This window comes from Streptomyces sp. NPDC050422 (assembly GCF_044458665.1).
Classification (GTDB): Bacteria; Actinomycetota; Actinomycetes; order Streptomycetales; family Streptomycetaceae; genus Streptomyces.
Genome location: NZ_JBITIE010000016.1, coordinates 1 through 20,613 on the forward strand (window position 1 = coordinate 1; position 20,613 = coordinate 20,613).

The window sequence follows — 20,613 nt, forward strand, 5'->3', positions numbered from 1 at the left end:
CAGCGGTCAACACGAACTCGACGGAAGAGCGTCCCGAAAACGACATCCTGAAACCGTAGCAACTTAACGCCAGGATTTCCGGCGCACGACACTAGGTGTTCTGTCCCGGGAGGTTGTGGACTGGCGCGACTTGGGCACGCGGTGGGAACGGTGCCCGACAAGAGATTTAGAAAACAAGAAAGGCCCCGGTCATTGACCCAGGCCTTCATCGTGGAGCGGGTGACGAGAATCGAACTCGCGCTCTGAGCTTGGGAAGCTCATGTTCTACCATTAAACTACACCCGCGTAACGTACTGGCTGACCAGCGACGCATCGTCCCACACTGTACCCCATCGCAGACCCCCCGAGGTGTGACCCCGGGCGTGGGTCGTGGTGGGGGTTCGGTCGGGTGGGGAGTGGATGAGGGTGTGACGGGCGGGAGTTGGGGGCGTAGCGTGGGTGGTCGGAGTGCCGCGTGCGTCGGCGTCTGGTTCATCCCCTAATGTGGCTTTCTCGTCCACGGCTTGATGGGGAAGGGACTTGATGGACTCCTTGGAGCGCACCGTCGTCCGCTGTGCCGAAGGGCACGTTTTCGCTACCGCCTCGTTCCCGATGCAGCAGCTCGGGCCCGGGCGGATCGGTCCGGGGCGGCTTATCCGCTGTCCTCGTTGTGCGCGGTTGCGACATGCCGTGCCTGTGGGGTTCGAGGAGCGGTAGAGAAGCGGCGGGAGAGCGAGCGACAGGCGCGCGGGCGGCCCGATGAGGGTGGGTCCGCGCGTTCTGCGTATCCTCGGTGGGTGCTTCTCTCAGACAAGGACATCCGGGCCGAGATCGACGCCGGACGCGTACGTATTGATCCTTTCGATGCGTCGATGGTGCAGCCGTCGAGCATCGATGTGAGGCTCGACCGCTATTTCCGGGTGTTCGAGAACCACCGCTATCCGCACATCGATCCGGCCGTCGAGCAGGCCGATCTGACCCGTACCGTCGAGCCGGACGGGGACGAGGCGTTCATCCTGCACCCCGGTGAGTTCGTGCTCGCCTCGACGTACGAGGTCATCTCGCTGCCCGACGATCTCGCGTCGCGGCTGGAGGGCAAGAGTTCGCTCGGCCGGCTCGGGCTGGTGACGCACTCGACGGCCGGGTTCATCGACCCGGGGTTCTCCGGGCACGTGACCCTGGAGCTGTCGAATCTGGCGACGCTGCCGATCAAGCTGTGGCCGGGGATGAAGATCGGTCAGCTGTGCTTGTTCCGGCTGAGTTCACCGTCGGAGTTCCCGTACGGCTCCGAGCGGTACGGGTCGCGGTACCAGGGGCAGCGGGGGCCGACCGCGTCGCGGTCGTACATGAACTTTCACCGGACCCAGGTGTGATGCCCGATGAGCGATGACGTGCGGGAGAACCTGACGTACGACGGCTTCGGACATGCCGTGCGGGAGTTGGCGCAGGCCGTGGCCGACGACGGGTACGAGCCGGATGTGGTGCTGAGCATCGCGCGCGGCGGGGTCTTCGTCGCCGGTGGGCTGGCGTACGCGCTGGACTGCAAGAACATTCACCTGGTGAACGTGGAGTTCTATACGGGTGTGGGCACCACGCTGGAAATGCCCGTCATGCTGGCGCCGGTGCCGAATGTGATTGATTTCTCGGACAAGAAGGTCCTCATCGCCGACGATGTCGCCGATACCGGGAAGACGCTGAAGCTGGTGCGCGACTTCTGTATCGATCATGTCGCCGAGGTGCGCTCGGCCGTGATCTACGAGAAGTCGCATTCGCTCGTGAAGTGCGAGTACGTGTGGAAGAAGACCGATCGTTGGATCAACTTCCCGTGGAGCGTGGAGAAGCCGGTCGTGCGGCGCGGTGGGCAGGTTCTCGACGCCTGAGGGGTGTCCGAGAGGACCCCTGACGTACGCCTGACGGATGCCTGGAGGCAGGCGGAGTGCGACAGAACCCCCGGGGCCCCTTTGGTGGCCGCGGGGGTTCTCGTTCTTTCTAGATCGTGCCCAGTTTGAGGATCGAGACCAGGGCGAGCAGCTGGATCGCCGACGCGCCCAGCGCCTTCGGCCACGGCAGGTCGTGGGACTTGCTCACCATCGAGGTGAACAGGGCCGCGGCCGCCAGCCAGGTGAGCCAGCCCAGGATCTGGACCAGGGAGTTCTCGCCGCCCAGGAAGAGCGCGAAGATCAGGCGCGGGGCGTCCGTGATCGACATGATCAGCATGGAGAGGCCCACGGTCGGCTGCCACGCGCCGTCGCCGCCGAGCTGGCGGGCGAGGGTGTGGGTGACCGCGCCGAGCACCAGACCGCCGAGCACGAAGCCGACGCCGGTGATGATGACGTAGGGGATGGCGTTGCCGACCGGTGCGTTGATCGCGTCGTCGCGGGCCTGGTCGAAGCCGAACAGGGCCAGCAGGCCGTAGAGGAACGTGACGACGAGCGCCGGGCCCCAGACGGGGTAGTCGCGCATCTGCCAGAACGTCGGGCCGGGGCGCGTCACGATGCCGCTCAGCAGCTGCTTCCAGTGCAGGCGCGGGCCTGCGGGCTGGGCGGGGGCCTGGCCGGCGCGGTAGGTGTTGCCGTCGCCGTACGGGTCCTCGTTGATGCTGAAGGCCTGCGTGTGACCGGGGCTGTTCGCGTACGGGTCGCCCTGGTGCTGCTGCTGGGGGTGGTGGGGCTGCGGGTACGGGTCGGCGAAGTACTCGGGCTCGTCGGCCCCGCCGCCGTTGTAGGCGCCCGCGTTGTAGCCACCGCCGTTGTAGCCGCCGCCTTGGGGCGGGGCGCCGTTGCCTCCGGTCTGCGGCCATTGCTGCTGTCCGTACGGCGGTGGTGCCTGATTGCCGTACGGCTGCTGCCGCTGTCGTTGTTGCGCTTGCTGCGGGGTGCGGTTGTCCCGGCCGCGTCCGATCCTGAATCCAGCCACGCAATCGAACGTACCTGGTCCGCACGGGTCGGGTGGGCGGGGCGGGGGAACTGGGCCGCCTTTGCCGCCTACCTGTGACATCCCCTAAGGGAACCCTGGGGGGTTGTCCTCAGCCCGCCGTGAACAGAGCGCTGGTGAACGTGATCAGTGGGCGGTCCGGGGTGGCCGCCGGGTACAGCGCGATCAGGTCCGCCGTCTCGCCCCGGTGTGTGCGGACCACCGTGTCCGGCTTCTTGTCGCCGTCGAAGTCCGCGTACCGCTGGAGAAGGGTCGTTTCTGCACGGGACGTGGCGGGGCTGCCTGCCGTCTTGCGCAGGGGCGCCGCCGGGAGCGCGCCGGACGGCGCCTCGTAGCGGTACGCGCCGCCCGGGCGCCCCGGTCCGTCCGGGCTGCCGAGCAGCAGCGTGCCCTTGCCGCTGGTGCCGGGCTCATGGGCGCGGGCCGTGTACACCAGGTCGTCGTACCCGTCGTCGTTCGTGTCCGTCCGGGGCTCGGGGGCGGACAGCGCCGGGCCCGCGCCGGGAATGGTGCCGCCGGCGGCGCGCGGGCGGCCGTCCCGGGTGAACGGGCCCCGCAGGAAGCTGAACCGGCCCGCGCTCGCTGTCACGGCCAGGTCCGGCTTCCCGTCGCCGTCGAAGTCGCCGCAGACGGGGTGGTCCGGCCAGGCGTCGCCGAAGCGGGCCCGGTCCGGGATCCGCAGGGTGACCGCCTTGCCGGTGAGGCCCGCCGGGGAACCGAAGAGGATCTGCAGCGGTACCGGCGGGCGGCCGATGCCGTTGTACGGGGGGTCGGTGGCCACGATCAGATCGGTGAAGCCGTCCTGGTCCAGGTCGCACGACGCCTCGGCGTCGAACGCCGACGGGAGGGTGTCGCCGATCTTGGCGGCGTTCGTGCGGGCGCTGAGCAGCTGGCGTACCGAGGGGTCGAGGCCGCGGGTGGCGGAGCCGTACACGATGCCGATGCCGGCGTCGTCGTCGTGGCTGTCGGCCGCCGGTTTCACCAGGTCGTCCAGGACGAGGTCGCGGTGGCCGTCGCCGTTGAAGTCGTCCGGGGTGTGGCTGCCGGTGCCGTGCGGGACCGCGTGGCGCTCGGCGCCCGCCAGGCCGGCCAGGGCGGTGGGAGGGGCGTCGCCGTTCTTGGGGGCCGAGGAGGCGGGGGAGCCGCCGCAGGCCGTCAGCAGGAGTACGCAGAGGCCGCCGGCCGCCGCGGTCGTCGCCGCGCCGGTCGTCCGTCCGGTCCGCGCCGTCGTTCTCGCCCTTGCGATGCGTATCCGCACGGGATACCTCCGATGCGTATCCCCGCAGGAATACCTCGTACGTCCTGGCCGTCCCGGCCGTCTCTTCCACCCCGGCCGCCCCACATGATGCGTCACCGGAGCCGTAAAGCAGAAGCGGCCGGTCCTGCCCCCGAGGCAGGTCCGGCCGCTTGTGCAACGCGGTGGCGCGGTTCCGGTTACCGGCTACTTCACCGGTTCCGGCTCCGGCGCGTCCGCCGTTTCCGGCTCGCCCGCCGGGTCGGACGGGGTCTTCACGGAGTCGAGCAGCAGCTGCGACACGTCGACGACCTGGATGGACTCCTTGGCCTTGCCGTCGTTCTTCTTGCCGTTGACCGAGTCGGTCAGCATGACGAGGCAGAACGGGCACGCGGTGGAGACGATGTCCGGGTTGAGGGAGAGGGCTTCGTCGACGCGCTCGTTGTTGATGCGCTTGCCGATCCGCTCCTCCATCCACATCCGGGCACCGCCGGCGCCGCAGCAGAAGCCGCGCTCCTTGTGGCGGTGCATCTCCTCGCTCCGCAGGCCCGGGACCTTCGCGATGATCTCGCGCGGGGGCGTGTAGATCTTGTTGTGCCGGCCCAGGTAGCAGGGGTCGTGGTACGTGATCAGGCCCTCGACCGGGGTCACCGGGATCAGCTTGCCCTCGTCGACGAGGTGCTGGAGCAGCTGCGTGTGGTGGATGACCTCGTACTCGCCGCCGAGCTGCGGGTACTCGTTCGCGATGGTGTTGAAGCAGTGCGGGCAGGTGGCGACGATCTTCTTCGCCGACTTCGCCTTCTTCGTCGAGTCGTCCTCGTCGTCCTCGCCGAACGCCATGTTCAGCATCGCGACGTTCTCCTGGCCGAGCTGCTGGAACAGCGGCTCGTTGCCCAGACGGCGGGCCGAGTCACCCGTGCACTTCTCGTCGCCGCCCATGATCGCGAACTTGACGCCCGCGATGTGGAGGAGCTCCGCGAAGGCCTTCGTCGTCTTCTTGGCGCGGTCCTCCAGGGCGCCGGCGCAGCCGACCCAGTAGAGGTAGTCGATCTCCGAGAGGTCCTCGACGTCCTTGCCGACGATCGGGACCTCGAAGTCGACCTCCTTGGTCCACTCGACGCGCTGCTTCTTGGCAAGCCCCCAGGGGTTGCCCTTCTTCTCCAGGTTCTTGAGCATCGTGCCCGCCTCGGACGGGAACGCGGACTCGATCATCACCTGGTAGCGGCGCATGTCGACGATGTGGTCGATGTGCTCGATGTCGACCGGGCACTGCTCCACGCACGCACCGCAGGTGGTGCAGGACCAGAGGACGTCCGGGTCGATGACGCCGTTCTCCTCGACCGTGCCGATCAGCGGGCGCTCGGCCTCCGCGAGGGCCGCCGCCGGGACGTCCTTGAGCTGCTCCTCCGTGGCCTTCTCGTTGCCCTCCATGTCCTTGCCGCCGCCGGCCAGCAGGTACGGGGCCTTGGCGTGCGCGTGGTCGCGCAGCGACATGATCAGGAGCTTCGGGGAGAGCGGCTTGCCCGTGTTCCAGGCGGGGCACTGCGACTGGCAGCGGCCGCACTCCGTACACGTGGAGAAGTCGAGGATGCCCTTCCAGGAGAACTGCTCGACCTGGGAGACACCGAAGACGGCGTCCTCCGCGGGGTCCTCCCAGTCGATCTCCTGGCCGCCCGAGGTCATCGGCTGGAGCGCGCCGAGTGCGACCTCGCCGTCGGCGTTCCGCTTGAACCAGATGTTCGGGAAGCCGAGGAAGCGGTGCCAGGCGACACCCATGTTGGTGTTGAGCGAGACCGTGATCATCCAGATCAGCGAGGTGCCGATCTTGATCATGGCGACGAAGTAGATGAGGTTCTGCAGCGTGCCGAGCGCGAGTCCCTTGAAGGCGAGGACCAGCGGGTACGAGACGAAGTACGCGGCCTCGTAGCCGCCGACGTGGTGGATCGCGCCCTCGAGACCGCGCAGGGTCAGGATCGCCAGGCCGATGACGAGGATGACGTACTCGACGAAGTACGCCTGCCAGGCCTTCGAGCCCGCGAACCGGGACTTGCGCCCGGCGCGCGAGGGGAGGTTCAGCAGCCGGATGGCGATCAGCACGAGGATGCCGACCGTCGTCATCAGGCCGATGAACTCGATGTAGAGCTCGAACGGCAGCCACTCGCCGATGATCGGCAGCACCCAGTCGGCCTTGAAGAGCTGTCCGTACGCCTGGAGCAGCGTCGGCGGCAGCGTCAGGAAGCCGATCGCGACGAACCAGTGCGCGAAGCCCACGATGCCCCACCGGTTCATCCGGGTGTGGCCGAGGAACTCCTTGACCAGGGTGATCGTGCGCTGCTTGGGGTCGTCGGTGCGGCTGCCTGCCGGTACCGGCTGTCCGAGGCGGACGAACCGGTAGATCTGCGCGACCGCTCGGGCGATGAGCGCAACGCCGACGACGGTCAGCACCAGCGACACGATGATCGCGGCGAGTTGCATTTGGGGGCTCCTCGGGCCTGCGAGGGTGGGATCCAGCGATGATCGCTGATTACTCAGATGCTTACTAAGCAGTAACTTAATCAGTCTGTGCTGACACTATCCACTTATTCCGCCGTCCTGTAGCCGGGCAGGCGGTGATCTGTGTCGCTCAGGTCAGCCTTGCCGTGCCGGACGAGGCTCCGGGCCGCGCGGCGCAGGGGTGCGCCGACCGCTTCCGCGAGGATCGCCAGGTCCAGGCCCGGCCGGTGGTGCTCGGCGTAGTGCTGGTCGAGGAGGTCCGGCTCGTCCCACGGCATCGCCGAGCGGTGGCGGATCTGGGCCAGGCCGGTCAGGCCGGGCTTCAGTTCCCGCCGCCAGTCTCTCGCACCGGCCGGCCGGCCCCGTACGTCGCCCGGGGTGAGCGGGACCGGGCCGACGAGGGAGAGCTCGCCCCGTACAACATGGGGGAGCCGGGAGATCACGTGCAGCCGCAGTCGGCGGGTGCGCAGCGACCGCAGGACGAAGGGCCTGCCGCCCGCCCCCACCCGGGCCGACTGCGTCAGTACGCCCCCCGAGCCGCGTTGGGCGAGGAGGGTCAGGGCGGCCGCGGCGAGCAGGGGGGCGGCCAGGAGCAGGAGGGCCGAGCCGAGCACCAGGTCCAGGGCGCGCTTCGCGGTGGGGCGGGGGAGGGTCGCCGGCGCAAAGGCCCGCAGGGCCTTCCGGGCGGCCGGGAGGCGGGGGGAGCGCGGCGGCTGCCAGGTGCGCCTTGCGGGTCCTGGTCGCCGCCGCGGCCCGTGACGCTGCCCTTGCCACTGCGTCTGCATCGTGCGCACCTGCCTGGGTCGGCTGACGGGGTCGGCGGATCGTGTGCCGGTTTTGCGCGGCTCACGGCATTTTGTGACAGAACGATCCCATGAGGCGATGATGGGGAGGGGTGTGTGACCCATGGGGGTGGGCAGGTGTCGCCCGTACGCGGGCCGGATACGCCGCTGATCGCCTGTATGTGACGTGTGTCCGCCGTCATATGGCGTGGCGTTTCCCCTGATGGCGAGGGGGGTGTGCACGATAGTTGAGTCGACTCGACTCAGGTCTGTTGACTCCGGGGCGGGTGTCATGCATCCTTGAGTCAGATCCACTCAAGTAGTCAGTTGGAGGAATTGAAATGGCACGTGCGGTCGGCATCGACCTGGGCACGACTAACTCCGTCGTCAGCGTTCTCGAAGGCGGCGAGCCCACCGTCATCACCAACGCCGAAGGCGCCAGGACCACGCCGTCCGTCGTCGCCTTCGCGAAGAACGGCGAGGTTCTGGTCGGCGAGGTCGCCAAGCGCCAGGCAGTGACGAACGTCGACAGGACCATCCGCTCCGTCAAGCGCCACATGGGCACTGACTGGAAGATCGACCTGGACGGCAAGACCTTCAACCCGCAGCAGATGAGCGCCTTCATCCTGCAGAAGCTGAAGCGCGACGCCGAGTCGTACCTGGGCGAGAAGGTCACCGACGCGGTGATCACCGTCCCGGCGTACTTCAACGACTCCGAGCGTCAGGCCACGAAGGAGGCCGGCGAGATCGCGGGCCTGAACGTCCTGCGTATCGTCAACGAGCCGACGGCCGCCGCGCTGGCGTACGGGCTCGACAAGGACGACCAGACGATCCTCGTCTTCGACCTCGGTGGCGGCACCTTCGACGTGTCGCTCCTGGAGATCGGCGACGGCGTCGTCGAGGTGAAGGCCACCAACGGTGACAACCAGCTCGGTGGTGACGACTGGGACCAGCGTGTCGTCGACTACCTGGTGAAGCAGTTCGCCAACGGGCACGGCGTGGACCTGTCCAAGGACAAGATGGCTCTCCAGCGTCTCCGCGAGGCCGCGGAGAAGGCGAAGATCGAGCTCTCGTCCTCGACCGAGACCACGATCAACCTGCCGTACATCACGGCGTCGGCCGAGGGCCCGCTGCACCTGGACGAGAAGCTCACGCGCTCGCAGTTCCAGCAGCTGACCGCCGACCTCCTGGACCGCTGCAAGAACCCGTTCCACAACGTCATCAAGGACGCGGGCATCCAGCTCTCCGAGATCGACCACGTCGTTCTCGTCGGTGGCTCGACCCGCATGCCGGCCGTCGCCGAGCTCGTCAAGGAGCTCACGGGCGGCCAGGACGCCAACAAGAGCGTGAACCCGGACGAGGTCGTCGCCATCGGTGCCTCGCTCCAGGCCGGTGTCCTCAAGGGTGAGGTCAAGGACGTCCTGCTCCTCGACGTCACGCCGCTGTCCCTCGGTATCGAGACCAAGGGAGGGATCATGACCAAGCTCATCGAGCGCAACACCACGATCCCGACCAAGCGTTCCGAGATCTTCACGACGGCCGAGGACAACCAGCCGTCCGTGCAGATCCAGGTCTACCAGGGCGAGCGCGAGATCGCGGCGTACAACAAGAAGCTCGGGATGTTCGAGCTGACCGGTCTGCCGCCGGCCCCGCGCGGTGTGCCGCAGATCGAGGTCGCGTTCGACATCGACGCCAACGGCATCATGCACGTCGCTGCCAAGGACCTCGGCACCGGCAAGGAGCAGAAGATGACCGTCACCGGTGGCTCTTCGCTGCCGAAGGACGAGGTCAACCGGATGCGCGAAGAGGCCGAGCAGTACGCGGACGAGGACCACCGTCGTCGCGAGGCCGCCGAGTCCCGTAACCAGGGTGAGCAGCTCGTCTACCAGACGGAGAAGTTCCTCAAGGACAACGAGGACAAGGTCCCCGGTGACGTGAAGACGGAGGTGGAGGCCGCGCTCACCGAGCTGAAGGAGAAGCTCAAGGGCGAGGACACCGCCGAGATCCGTACGGCCACCGAGAAGGTCGCGGCCGTCTCCCAGAAGCTGGGCCAGGCGATGTACGCCAACGCCCAGTCCGAGGGCGGCCCGCAGGGCGACCCGCAGCCGGGTGCCGAGCAGGCCAAGGCTGATGACGATGTGGTCGACGCCGAGATCGTCGACGACGAGAAGGACTCCAAGGGCGGTGCGGCGTGACCGAGGAGACTCCGGGCTTCGAGGAGAAGCCCGACGTCCCCTCCGGCGCCACCCCTGACGACGCCGAGCCGAAGGACGCCACCCCCTCCGCGGAGGAGGCGGCGTCCCCGGCCGGGGACGCGAACCAGACAGCAGGTCTGACCGCTCAGCTGGACCAGGTCCGCACCGCGCTCTCCGAGCGCACGGGCGACCTCCAGCGGCTCCAGGCCGAGTACCAGAACTACCGCCGCCGCGTTGAGCGGGACCGGGTCACGGTCAAGGAGATCGCAGTCGCGGGTCTCCTGTCCGAGCTCCTGCCCGTGCTCGACGATGTCGGCCGGGCCCGCGAGCACGGTGAGCTCCTGGGCGGGTTCAAGTCGGTGGCCGAATCGCTGGAGACGGTCGTCGCCAAGCTCGGACTGCAGCAGTTCGGCAAGGAGGGCGAGCCCTTCGACCCGACGATCCACGAGGCCCTGATGCACAGTTACGCGCCGGACGTCACCGAGACGACCTGCGTGGCGATCCTGCAGCCCGGGTACCGGATCGGCGAGCGCACCATCCGCCCCGCGCGGGTGGCGGTGGCCGAACCCCAGCCCGGGGCGGCAACCGGGGCGACCGGGGCCGCGAAGGAAGAGAAGAGTGACGACGAGGAGAGCGGTGGCGGCGAGGAGGTCTGACATTCCGTCCGACCACCTGGCAGCACACCGCCCACCCACCCGTCCGGCCACCCGGCCGGTCGTCCGGAAGGAGGGACGTCGATGAGTACGAAGGACTTCGTCGAGAAGGACTACTACAAGGTTCTCGGCGTCCCGAAGGACGCCACCGACGCCGAGATCAAGAAGGCGTACCGGAAGCTCGCCCGCGAGTTCCACCCGGACGCCAACAAGGGCGACAACAAGGCGGAGGAGCGCTTCAAGGAGATCTCCGAGGCGAACGACGTCCTCGGTGACACCAAGAAGCGCAAGGAGTACGACGAGGCGCGCGCCCTCTTCGGCAACGGTGGCTTCCGCGCCGGACCCGGCGGGGCCCAGGGCAACTTCAACTTCGACCTGGGGGACCTCTTCGGAGGTACCCCGGGCGGGGGCCAGGGCGGCGCCGGCGGTTTCGGCGGCGGCGGCGGCCTGGGCGACGTCTTCGGCGGCCTCTTCAACCGGGGCGGTGGCACCGGTACACGGGTGCAGCCGCGCCGCGGCCAGGACATCGAGTCCGAGGTGACGCTCAGCTTCACCGAGGCGGTCGACGGGGCCACGGTCCCGCTCAGGATGTCCAGCCAGGCGCCCTGCAAGGCGTGCTCCGGCACCGGCGACAAGAACGGCACCCCCAGGGTCTGCCCGACCTGCGTCGGCACCGGCCAGGTCTCGCGCGGCAGCGGCGGCGGATTCTCGCTCACCGATCCCTGCGTGGACTGCAAGGGCCGGGGCCTCATCGCCCAGGACCCCTGCGAGGTCTGCAAGGGCAGCGGCCGGGCGAAGTCGTCGCGCACCATGCAGGTCAGGATTCCGGCGGGCGTCCTCGACGGCCAGCGGATCCGGCTGCGCGGCAAGGGAGCCCCGGGCGAGCGCGGCGGACCGGCCGGCGACCTCTATGTCGTCGTCCACGTCGACGCCCACCCGGTCTTCGGCCGCAAGGGCGACAACCTCACGGTCACCGTGCCCGTCACCTTCACGGAGGCGGCGCTCGGCGGCGAGGTGAAGGTCCCCACGCTCGGCGGACCGCCGGTCACCCTGAAGCTTCCGGCCGGTACGCCGGGCGGGCGCACCATGCGGGCCCGCGGCAAGGGCGCGGTCCGCAAGGACGGCACCCGCGGCGACCTGCTGGTCACCGTCGAGGTGACGGTCCCCACCGACCTGGGCCCCGAGGCCCGGGACGCCCTGGAGACCTACCGAAAGGCGACCGCGGACCAGGACCCGCGGGCGGAGCTGTTCCAGGCAGCGAAGGGAGCTTGAGGTGGACGGCCGGAGACGTAATCCGTACCAACTGACCGATGAATCCCCGGTGTACGTGATCTCGATCGCGGCCCAGCTCTCGGGCCTGCATCCCCAGACACTGCGCCAGTACGACCGCCTCGGCCTGGTCTCGCCCGACCGCACGGCCGGACGCGGACGGCGCTACTCGGCCCGCGACATCGAGCTGCTGCGCACCGTGCAGCAGCTGTCGCAGGACGAGGGCATCAACCTGGCCGGCATCAAGCGCATCATCGAGCTGGAGAACCAGGTCGCGGCCCTCCAGCAGCACGTCGCCGAGCTCTCGGCAGCCGTGGACGGAGCGGCGGCGGCGTTGCAGCAGCGCGAGGCGCAGGTGCATGCCTCGTACCGCCGCGACCTGGTGCCGTACCAGGATGTGCAGCAGACCAGCGCGTTGGTGGTCTGGCGGCCGAAGCGGCCGAAGGACTGAACGGGACCCCTGTCCCGTACGAGGAGCCCGTCACCCCGGAACGCCGGGGGTGGCGGGCTCCTCTGTCACGTGCGGCGGCACGGGCCCCTGTGCCGTGCGCGGCGGTACGGGTTCGGCGATTCCGGACTGGACGAGGAGGGCGCCGAGGTGGGTGCGGCTCGTGGCGTCGAGTGTCTGCATGAGCTTGGCGATGTGGGCGCGGCAGGTCCGGACGCTGAAGCCGAGCTTCCGTGCCACGGCCTCGTCGTGGTGTCCCTGAATGAGGAGGCGGGCGATGCTGAGCTGCACTGCGGTGACGGGAGTGCCCGGGGCGGCGGTCTGAAGTTGCTCGGTGATCGGAGTGGCCTGGGCCCACAGTACCTCGTACACCTGCACCAGGTAGCGGACCAGCGCCGGATGCCGGATCTGGAGAGCCACGTCGCGGTCGGCCGTCGCGGGAATGAACGCTACGGCGTTGTCGAAGATGATGAGCCGGTCGATGGTCTGTTCCATGGTTCTGACCTGCACCTGCCCTGGCGGCATGTGCTCCAGATATGCCTTGACGGGGACGCTGTAGCGCGCTGGGTGCTGGTATATGTGGCGAAGCCGGGCCCCCCTGCTGACAGCTGAGAGGCCATTGGCCAGACCCTGCTTGATCTGGTCGGGCGATCGGTGACCGCCCGGCTGAGCTGTCAGGACTTCCGTATCTGCGACGGCGGCCGCTTCCTGGAGGGCGGAGTCGATCAGCCTCTTGCCTTCCAGCGCGGTGATGGACAGGTTGGGGTCCTCGCTCGCGATGGCCGCCAGGGGTGCCAGCGAGTCGACCAGTGCCGCGCTGCGGCGTACCTGCTCGTAAACGTTGCGTGTGATGGGCTGCAGCAGATGGGCGAGCGCGGCTGAAGGCGTGGCAGGGCACAGCATCGTCGGATCACGTGGGTCCGGGTGAAGCAGGGCCATCTCCATGAGGCAGGGAGCCGGTGAGATCTCGGCTCGTGGGAGGCGCCCGCGTCGCAGGGATTCGGAGTAGAGGCGGATTGCCGGCTCGCACAGTTCGGAGTTGCTGTGCGGGTGATTTGGTATGCCCGTTTCCGTGCCCATCTGGACCCCCCCATTCTTTGCAGTGCAACAAGATGACGGTGGTGAAACCATAGCGACCGGGAGAGTGTTGGGCTGTCGGGGGAGCCGGGAACTTCCCCGGTTGATTCAGGGCACGGCCATGCTCTCCCCATTGCATGGCTGTGCTCCCGGCTCGGGGGGTGGGGATCTTCGGGTGCCGGCCGGTCAGGAATCCTGTTCCAGGATTCCTGACCGGGCGATCAGATATCCGAGTTGAGTCCGGCTCTTGCTGCCGAGGGCAGTGTTCAGTTTGGCTATATGGGTCCGGCAGGTACGCACGTTCATGCCGAGGCGCCGAGCTATCGAGTCGTCGACGTGTCCCTCTACGAGGAGTTGGGCGATGGAGCGCTGGACACCGCTTATGCCTTCGGGGGTGGGGTCGTACCGTACGTCTTCGAGGAGGGGGGTAGCTCGCTGCCAGAGCTGCTCGAAGACCCTGATGAGGTACGCGACCAGCCCGGGATGGCGCAACTCCAGTGCCACTTCCGCATCTTCCTGGGCGGGGATGAAGGCCACCGTGTGGTCGAAGACCAGCATGCGCTCGACAAGTTCTTCGAGGGTGCGGATCTCCACCTTGCCCTCTGCCAGACGCTCGGCGTAGGCGTACGTCCCGTGATGGTGCCGGACGGTGTGCTGATAGAGCGTGCGGATGCTGACGCCGCGGTCGATCACGGCCTGGCCGCGTTCGACGCCCTTGCTGAGGATGAGCTCGCTGCGACCGCCACCCGGCTGGATGGTGAGGACTTCGCTGGTGCATTCGGCCGTCGCGACATCGATGGCGGCATTGATTCTGGCATTGCCTTCCAGCACGGTGATGGCGTGCGTGGTCGGTGCGTCCTGGGCGCTGATGTCCATGAACGGTTCGAAGGATTCGGCCAGTTCGAGGGAGCGTCGGCGTCGGTCCTGGATCTCTCGCTCGATGGGGTGAAGGCGCTGCGCGAGTGCGGCCGACGGAGGTACGGGGCGGAGCCACTCGGGGTCGTCGGGGTCCGGGTGCAGTAGGGCGAAGTCCATCAGACAGGGTGCGGGCGCCACGTCTGAACGAGGTATGCGTCCGGAGCGCAGCGCACTTGCGTAAAGGCGCTGCCCTGCTTCGCAAAGGTCGGTGATCCCATGAGGATGTCCCGTATTCGGTCTACTTGTGGCCATATCTCCACCCCCCATGTTCTTGAACCAGCAGGAACATGATGCATCGACCCGGTGGTGTTCGGGTCCCTGGGTGAGACATCGTCTTACGTGCGGGGGAGATGACCCATCAAGTGAGGACGAAGCCGAAATGTATAAGCGAATGCTTCGCTCGGTGCTTGCCACTGCGTTTGCGGGGGCCTTGGCCTACGGCGTGCTGGGTGCCACTGACATTACTTGGGAAGTCGCGCCCGACACGGCATCGAGTCATGTCGCAGCTGCCCCTGTCGGTGACATCACGTGGGGCGGCGTAGGGCCGGAGGACGCAAAGGGTGACATCACCTGGGGTTTCACGTCGACTTCAGCGGGCGTCTGACATGACCACCCCGCCGGACGACCGGACCTTCCGGCGTGAGATGGCAACCGCCTACCGCTCAGGGTGGCATTTCATCGACCTCGTCACGGCACTGCCCCACCGTGGTGATTCGTTGATGGTCACTCTGTTCGGTGATCCGGTCGTCGTCGCCCGTGAGGACGACGGGGAGCTGCGCGCCTACCGGTGCCTGCGCAAGCCGCGCGGGGCGCCGCAGCCCGTGCGGTGCGCCATTCGGTACGACATGATTTTCGTGAACCTCGCGCAGCGTGACCACCAGCTGTTCGAACCTGAAGCCATTTCCGCCACCCCCCGCAGTGCCTGAGCGATCCCCCGTCGTTCCACGTCGCTCAGACACTCCCCCACACAACGGCGCCACCGTGACCTGAACACGGTGGCGCCGTTGTGCTTCTCCCGGAGACATTCCGGTCGGAGCGGTACAGAAGGTGTCGAAATCGGCATCTGTGCGGATGGGGGCGCGGGCCTCCATGCTCCGCCCTCCCATTCCCAGGGGCGTTCATGAGCGGACACAGCAGACACGGCGGACACGGCGGGCGCGAGGCCGAAGAACTGCCGGGGCGGCGCGGAGGCGACGGTGACGGCGCCTACCTCGACAAGACGTCGCTCCACCGCGAGGTGGAGGTCTCCTTCGATGACGCGGTGCACTGGAAGGTTCTTCTGACGGTGTGGCTGAGGGCCGCCGGCGTGGCGTTCGGCGTCCTCCTCCTCTTCGGCTTCATCGCGCTCATCGCCCTGGCCGGCGATCCGGGGAGCGGTCTCGGGATCATGGGGGTCGGTCTGCAGATCGCCATGATCGCTTTCGTCGCCGTCTTCCTGGCGTCGAAGGTCTCCGAGCCGATCGGTGAGTGGCGGGTCCTGCTGGCCGACCGGGGAGTGCACGCCGAGTCGGCGTACACCGAGATCGCGCGGGTCGTGCAGGAGCGCCGGCTGCCGGTCGTCCCGGTGTTCCGGCGCATCCGCTCCGGGGGGCAGGACCCCCGCGTGACCCACCGGATGGCGCTCCGGGACGGGAGCTACGTCGCGTACCTCTCGGTGTTCGCGTACGGCACCGGGCTCTACGTGGGCTGGGTGATGTGGCGCGACCGGCGGGGCACCGAGCTCGTCGGGCGGTTCGTCTCCGACTTCGTCAGGGGCTTCGACGGCACCGACATGGAGAAGGTCATGATGCGGACCGAGCCGCCGCGCGCCCTGCGGGAGGCGTTGCACGCCGCCGCCCGGGAAGGGGTGCGCGCGGTCGTGGACGGATGCGCGGCAGCTCCCGGAGCGGCCTTCCCGCACGGTCTCCCGCAGATCGAGGAGGACGTCGCCGCGCCCGTCCCGGTCCAGGCGCAGGAGCCGACGCCGATGGCGCCGCCGCCCGTGCCGCGCCGCCGGCCCTGGGCGGAGGGCGGCAGCTGACGGTGTGCGGTGGGCTCAGCCGTGGCCGAGTGCCCGGTCCAGGGTGATCTCGATGACGACCCGGTCCGGGTTGGGTGACGGCGTGCGCTCGTAGCGCTCCATGTGGCGGCGTACCGCGGTCTCGACCCTGTCCTGCTCCGTGCGCACCCTGGCGACGCCCTCCAGGGTGGCCCAGCGGCGCCGGTGCACCTGACAGGCCGCGACGCGGGCGCCGTCCGGGCCCGCGGCCAGGATGTGGGCGACCTTGCGGCTGTTCCTGTTGGTGATGATGCGGGCGAGGCCGGCCTCGGGGTCGTACGTCACGCACACCGGCACCACGTGCGGGGTGCCGTCGGGGCGGGGTGTGGTGAGCGTGCACAGGTGGGATTCGCGCCAGAACGCGAGGTACTCCGGGCCGGGGTTGCGTACGTCGACTGCCATGGGGCCAGCGTAGGCAGCGGTCGTACTGCGGTGGCGGGCGGCCGGGGCGGCCGGTTCACTCGGATGGGAAGAAGGTCGAAGAGGGGCCCTTGGGACCGTCCGTTTTTGCCTTGAGTGGAATAGACTCAACTTTATGCACGTTGATCGTGTCAGTAGTGAGGACGGACCAGTCACCGCAAGGAGGAGAGAGCGCACGTGGACGCCGAGCTGACCAACAGGAGCCGGGACGCCATCAACGCGGCCACCAGCAGGGCCGTGAAGGACGGGCACCCCGATCTGACCCCGGGGCACCTGCTGCTCGCGCTGCTCGCGGGTGAGGACAACGAGAACCTCGTCGATCTGCTGGCCGCCGTCGAGGCGGACCAGGTCGCCGTACGTACCGAGACCGAGCAGCTCCTGGGCGCGCAGCCCAGCGTGACCGGCTCGACCGTCGCGCCGCCGCAGCCCAACCGTGAGCTGCTCGCCGTCATCAACGACGCCGCCCGGCGGGCGAAGGAGCTCGGCGACGACTACATCTCCACCGAGCACCTGCTCATCGGCATCGCCGCCGAGGGCGGCCGCGCCGGTGAGATCCTCGACGGACAGGGCGCCGGCGCGAAGAGGCTGCTGGACGCATTCGAGAAGAGCAGGGGAGGGCGCCGGGTGAGCACACCGGACCCGGAGGGCCAGTACAAGGCCCTGGAGAAATTCGGTACGGACTTCACCGCGGCCGCACGCGAGGGCAAGCTCGACCCGGTCATCGGCCGGGACCAGGAGATCCGTCGCGTCGTCCAGGTGCTTTCGCGCCGCACCAAGAACAACCCCGTGCTCATCGGTGAGCCCGGCGTCGGCAAGACCGCCGTCGTCGAAGGGCTCGCCCAGCGCATCATCAAGGGCGACGTCCCCGAGTCCCTCAAGAACAAGCGCCTCGTCTCACTGGACCTCGGCGCCATGGTCGCGGGCGCGAAGTACCGCGGTGAGTTCGAGGAGCGCCTGAAGACCGTCCTCTCCGAGATCAAGGAGAGCGACGGCCAGATCATCACGTTCATCGACGAGCTGCACACCGTCGTCGGCGCGGGCGCCGGAGGCGACTCCGCCATGGACGCGGGCAACATGCTCAAGCCCATGCTGGCCCGCGGCGAACTGCGGATGGTCGGCGCCACCACGCTCGACGAGTACCGCGAGCGGATCGAGAAGGACCCCGCCCTGGAGCGCCGCTTCCAGCAGGTGCTGGTGGCGGAGCCGTCCGTCGAGGACACCATCGCGATCCTGCGCGGGCTCAAGGGCCGCTACGAGGCCCACCACAAGGTGCAGATCGCGGACGCCTCCCTGGTCGCCGCCGCGACCCTCTCCGACCGCTACATCACCTCGCGCTTCCTTCCCGACAAGGCGATCGACCTCGTCGACGAGGCGGCCTCCCGGCTGCGCATGGAGATCGACTCCTCGCCCGTCGAGATCGACGAACTCCAGCGCGCCGTCGACCGGTTGCACATGGAGGAGCTGGCTCTCAACAACGAGACCGACCCCGCGTCCAAGCAGCGGCTGGAGAAGCTGCGCCGCGACCTCGCCGACAAGGAGGAGGAGCTGCGCGGCCTCAACGCCCGCTGGGACAAGGAGAAGCAGGGCCTGGAGCGCGTCGGCGACCTGAAGGAGCGCCTCGATGAACTGCACGGCCAGGCCGAACGGGCCCAGCGCGACGGCGACTTCGACACCGCGTCCAAGCTGCTGTACGGGGAGATCCCCGGCCTGGAGCGGGAGCTGGCCGAGGCCGCCGAGGCCGAGCAGGAGGCCGCGAAGGAGCCCAAGGAGACCCTGGTCAAGGACGAGGTCGGGCCGGACGACATCGCCGATGTCGTCGGCGCCTGGACCGGGATCCCGGCCGGCCGTCTGCTGGAGGGCGAGACGCAGAAGCTGCTGCGCATGGAGGAGGAGCTGGGCCGGCGCCTCATCGGGCAGACCGAGGCCGTGCGGGCCGTCTCGGACGCGGTACGCCGTACCCGGGCCGGTATCGCCGACCCCGACCGGCCCACCGGATCGTTCCTCTTCCTCGGCCCCACCGGTGTCGGCAAGACCGAGCTGGCGAAGGCGCTCGCGGACTTCCTCTTCGACGACGAGCGGGCCATGGTCCGCATCGACATGAGCGAGTACGGCGAGAAGCACAGCGTGGCCCGGCTGGTCGGCGCCCCGCCCGGGTACGTCGGCTACGAGGAGGGCGGCCAGCTCACGGAGGCGGTCCGCCGCCGCCCGTACAGCGTCGTCCTGCTGGACGAGGTGGAGAAGGCACACCCCGAGGTCTTCGACATCCTGCTCCAGGTCCTCGACGACGGCCGGCTCACCGACGGACAGGGCCGGACGGTGGACTTCCGCAACACCATCCTGATCCTGACGTCGAACCTCGGCAGCCAGTACCTGGTCGACCCGTTGACCAAGCCCGAGGAGAAGAAGCAGCAGGTCATGAACGTCGTACGGGCCTCGTTCAAGCCGGAGTTCCTCAACCGGCTCGACGACCTGGTGGTCTTCTCCGCCCTGTCCGGCGACGAACTCGCCCACATCGCGGGGCTCCAGATCGACCGGCTGGCCAAGCGGCTGGCGGACCGGCGTCTCACCCTCGACGTCACCCCGGCCGCCCTGGCCTGGCTGGCCGAGGAGGGCAACGACCCGGCCTACGGTGCCCGGCCGCTGCGCCGCCTCATCCAGACGGCGATCGGTGACCGGCTCGCCAAGGAGATCCTCTCGGGCGAGATCACGGACGGCGACACGGTCCGCGTCGACCGGGTCGGCGACGGCCTGATCGTCGGCGCGGCGACCTGATCGTCGGCGCGGCGACCTGACCGGAGCACATGTGGCGTAACGGCGGCCCCGCTCCCCACCGGCTGGATATCAGCTTGTGGCGGATCGGGGCCGTCCGGGCTTGCCATGCCCCGCCCGGCATGGGAGAGGATGGCAGCCAACCGCACGAAGGGAAATTACGGTGAGCATCGATCCGTCCTCGATTCCTAACTTCGGGGGCCAGCCCGAACCGCAGGCGGCAGGACCGGAGGGCCCCGTCGTCCCTGACCAGGACCTCGTCAAGCAGCTCCTGGAGCAGATGGAGCTGAAGTACGTCGTCGACGACGAGGGCGACCTCGCGGCGCCGTGGGAAGACTTCCGCACGTACTTCATGTTCCGTGGCGAGGGCGAGCAGCAGGTCTTCTCGGTCCGTACGTTCTACGACCGCCCGCACGACACGGACCAGCGCCCGGTCCTCCTCGACGCGATCGACGACTGGAACCGCCGCACCCTGTGGCCCAAGGTCTACACGCACACCCACGAGCCCGAGGAGGGCTCCGAGGACACCGGCACCTCGGTCCGGCTGATCGGTGAGGCGCAGATGCTCATCGGCACCGGCGTCAACCTGGAGCACTTCGTCTCCTCGACGGTCAGCTGGGTGCGCGCCTCCATCGAGTTCGACAAGTGGCTGCTGGAGCGCCTCGGCCTCGCACCGGCCGAGTCGAAGGCCGAAGGCACGGAGCAGGACGCTCCCGAGGCCTGAGCCACGCACGACGCCCGCACGGCGCGGGGGCGGTCCCGGCGGACCGCCCCCGCGCCGTGCTGTGTCACAGGCCCTTGAGCCGCTGCGCCGCGTCCCTCAGTACCTCGGTGCGTTTGCAGAACGTGAAGCGGACGAAGGGCGCGCCCTGATCGCGGTGGTCGTAGAAGACCGCGTTCGGGACGGCCACGACCCCGCACCGCTCCGGCAGCGCCCGGCAGAACGCGATGCCGTCGCCGCTGCTGTCGAGGGGGCGGATGTCGGTCGTGACGAAGTACGTGCCGGCCGGGCGGTAGACCCCGAATCCGGCCTCGGCGAGCCCGTCGCACAGCAGGTCCCGCTTGGCGCGCATGTCGGCGCGGAACTCGTCGAAGTATGAGCCCGGCAGGCGCAGGGCCTCGGCGACGGCGTACTGGAGCGGCCCTGCGGAGACGTAGGTCAGATACTGCTTCGCCGAGCGCACCGCCGCCACCAGCTCGGGGCTCGCGGTGATCCAGCCGACGCCTCGTTCGTATCCCCATTCGCGTGTCATGCAACGGGCGCACCATGGGCAACTCCAGCACCAACGTCGTCAGTGAGCCGGCGGCGTTCTACTGCCGCATGTCCCGGGCGGACGCTGACGAGGCGGACCGGCGTCGACCGGCAGGACGCGTCTGCCGCGAGATCGCCGAACGGCGTGGCCT

The 20,613-nt window shown here is 68.7% G+C and carries 17 protein-coding genes, 1 tRNA gene and 1 pseudogene; 10 read left to right on the top strand and 9 right to left on the bottom strand.

From position 1 onward, the window contains the following. Positions 1-211 precede the first annotated feature (211 nt). Positions 212-285, bottom strand: a tRNA-Gly gene (locus ACIBJG_RS24795). Positions 286-776: 491 nt separating this feature from the next. On the opposite strand from ACIBJG_RS24795, the gene dcd reads away from it, so the two are divergent. Then, complete coding sequence (gene dcd / locus ACIBJG_RS24800) at positions 777-1,352, top strand: dCTP deaminase (RefSeq protein WP_399310508.1); 576 nt, start codon at positions 777-779, stop codon at positions 1,350-1,352. Between the two features lie 6 nt (positions 1,353-1,358). Continuing rightward, positions 1,359-1,859: a phosphoribosyltransferase gene (locus ACIBJG_RS24805; RefSeq protein WP_399310510.1), complete on the top strand. Its 501-nt coding sequence runs from the start codon at positions 1,359-1,361 to the stop codon at positions 1,857-1,859. Between the two features lie 109 nt (positions 1,860-1,968). On the opposite strand, the gene ACIBJG_RS24810 is transcribed toward ACIBJG_RS24805, so the two are convergent. The 4 genes from ACIBJG_RS24810 to ACIBJG_RS24825 form a co-directional block, all read right to left on the bottom strand. After that, a complete protein-coding gene (locus ACIBJG_RS24810) occupies positions 1,969-2,895 on the bottom strand; it encodes a Yip1 family protein (RefSeq protein WP_399310511.1) in 927 nt (308 codons plus the stop codon). A 109-nt stretch (positions 2,896-3,004) separates the two neighbouring features. Continuing rightward, positions 3,005-4,171 carry an FG-GAP repeat domain-containing protein gene (locus ACIBJG_RS24815; protein WP_399310513.1) on the bottom strand — a complete coding sequence of 389 codons (1,167 nt, stop codon included), beginning with the start codon at positions 4,169-4,171 and terminating at the stop codon, positions 3,005-3,007. A gap of 183 nt (positions 4,172-4,354) precedes the next feature. Next, positions 4,355-6,622 carry a (Fe-S)-binding protein gene (locus ACIBJG_RS24820; protein WP_399310515.1) on the bottom strand — a complete coding sequence of 756 codons (2,268 nt, stop codon included), beginning with the start codon at positions 6,620-6,622 and terminating at the stop codon, positions 4,355-4,357. A gap of 104 nt (positions 6,623-6,726) precedes the next feature. Beyond that, positions 6,727-7,425 (bottom strand): sugar transferase, encoded by a 699-nt coding sequence (locus ACIBJG_RS24825; protein WP_399310517.1) that lies wholly within the window; start codon positions 7,423-7,425, stop codon positions 6,727-6,729. Between the two features lie 338 nt (positions 7,426-7,763). Between ACIBJG_RS24825 and dnaK the strand changes: the two genes are divergently transcribed. From dnaK to ACIBJG_RS24845, 4 genes are all read left to right on the top strand, one after another. Beyond that, positions 7,764-9,617: a molecular chaperone DnaK gene (dnaK, locus tag ACIBJG_RS24830; RefSeq protein ID WP_399310520.1), complete on the top strand. Its 1,854-nt coding sequence runs from the start codon at positions 7,764-7,766 to the stop codon at positions 9,615-9,617. Next, positions 9,614-10,273 carry a nucleotide exchange factor GrpE gene (gene grpE / locus ACIBJG_RS24835; protein ID WP_399310522.1) on the top strand — a complete coding sequence of 220 codons (660 nt, stop codon included), beginning with the start codon at positions 9,614-9,616 and terminating at the stop codon, positions 10,271-10,273. Before dnaK ends, grpE begins: the two co-directional genes overlap by 4 nt. Before the next feature lie 81 nt (positions 10,274-10,354). Beyond that, the gene (gene dnaJ / locus ACIBJG_RS24840) at positions 10,355-11,542 is read left to right on the top strand and encodes a molecular chaperone DnaJ (RefSeq protein WP_399310524.1); all 1,188 of its coding nucleotides are present in this window, start codon (positions 10,355-10,357) and stop codon (positions 11,540-11,542) included. A gap of 1 nt (position 11,543) precedes the next feature. Then, entirely contained in the window at positions 11,544-11,990 is a 447-nt protein-coding gene (locus ACIBJG_RS24845) for a heat shock protein transcriptional repressor HspR (protein ID WP_399310526.1), read from the top strand. Between the two features lie 30 nt (positions 11,991-12,020). Here ACIBJG_RS24845 and ACIBJG_RS24850 read toward each other — a convergent pair whose 3' ends face one another. Both ACIBJG_RS24850 and ACIBJG_RS24855 read right to left on the bottom strand, forming a co-directional pair. Next, complete coding sequence (locus ACIBJG_RS24850; protein WP_399310528.1) at positions 12,021-13,067, bottom strand: LuxR C-terminal-related transcriptional regulator; 1,047 nt, start codon at positions 13,065-13,067, stop codon at positions 12,021-12,023. A 183-nt stretch (positions 13,068-13,250) separates the two neighbouring features. Then, positions 13,251-14,099 (bottom strand): helix-turn-helix transcriptional regulator, encoded by an 849-nt coding sequence (locus ACIBJG_RS24855; protein WP_399310530.1) that lies wholly within the window; start codon positions 14,097-14,099, stop codon positions 13,251-13,253. Positions 14,100-14,587: 488 nt separating this feature from the next. On the opposite strand from ACIBJG_RS24855, the gene ACIBJG_RS24860 reads away from it, so the two are divergent. Both ACIBJG_RS24860 and ACIBJG_RS24865 read left to right on the top strand, forming a co-directional pair. Then, positions 14,588-14,908: a (2Fe-2S)-binding protein gene (locus ACIBJG_RS24860; protein ID WP_136314816.1), complete on the top strand. Its 321-nt coding sequence runs from the start codon at positions 14,588-14,590 to the stop codon at positions 14,906-14,908. A gap of 194 nt (positions 14,909-15,102) precedes the next feature. Next, on the top strand, positions 15,103-16,002 hold the full coding sequence (locus tag ACIBJG_RS24865; protein WP_399310532.1) for a hypothetical protein: 900 nt from the start codon (positions 15,103-15,105) through the stop codon (positions 16,000-16,002). Positions 16,003-16,017: 15 nt separating this feature from the next. Here ACIBJG_RS24865 and ACIBJG_RS24870 read toward each other — a convergent pair whose 3' ends face one another. Continuing rightward, complete coding sequence (locus ACIBJG_RS24870; protein WP_399310534.1) at positions 16,018-16,422, bottom strand: pyridoxamine 5'-phosphate oxidase family protein; 405 nt, start codon at positions 16,420-16,422, stop codon at positions 16,018-16,020. A 195-nt stretch (positions 16,423-16,617) separates the two neighbouring features. Here ACIBJG_RS24870 and clpB point away from each other — a divergent pair, with 195 nt between their 5' ends. Both clpB and ACIBJG_RS24880 read left to right on the top strand, forming a co-directional pair. After that, positions 16,618-19,212: an ATP-dependent chaperone ClpB gene (gene clpB, locus ACIBJG_RS24875; protein WP_399310536.1), complete on the top strand. Its 2,595-nt coding sequence runs from the start codon at positions 16,618-16,620 to the stop codon at positions 19,210-19,212. 160 nt (positions 19,213-19,372) lie between these two features. After that, positions 19,373-19,933, top strand: coding sequence for a YbjN domain-containing protein (locus ACIBJG_RS24880; protein WP_399310538.1), 561 nt, complete (start codon positions 19,373-19,375; stop codon positions 19,931-19,933). 64 nt (positions 19,934-19,997) lie between these two features. Here ACIBJG_RS24880 and ACIBJG_RS24885 read toward each other — a convergent pair. Beyond that, a pseudogene (locus ACIBJG_RS24885) lies at positions 19,998-20,432 on the bottom strand (aminotransferase class I/II-fold pyridoxal phosphate-dependent enzyme); the annotation flags it as partial. Positions 20,433-20,613: the final 181 nt, after the last annotated feature.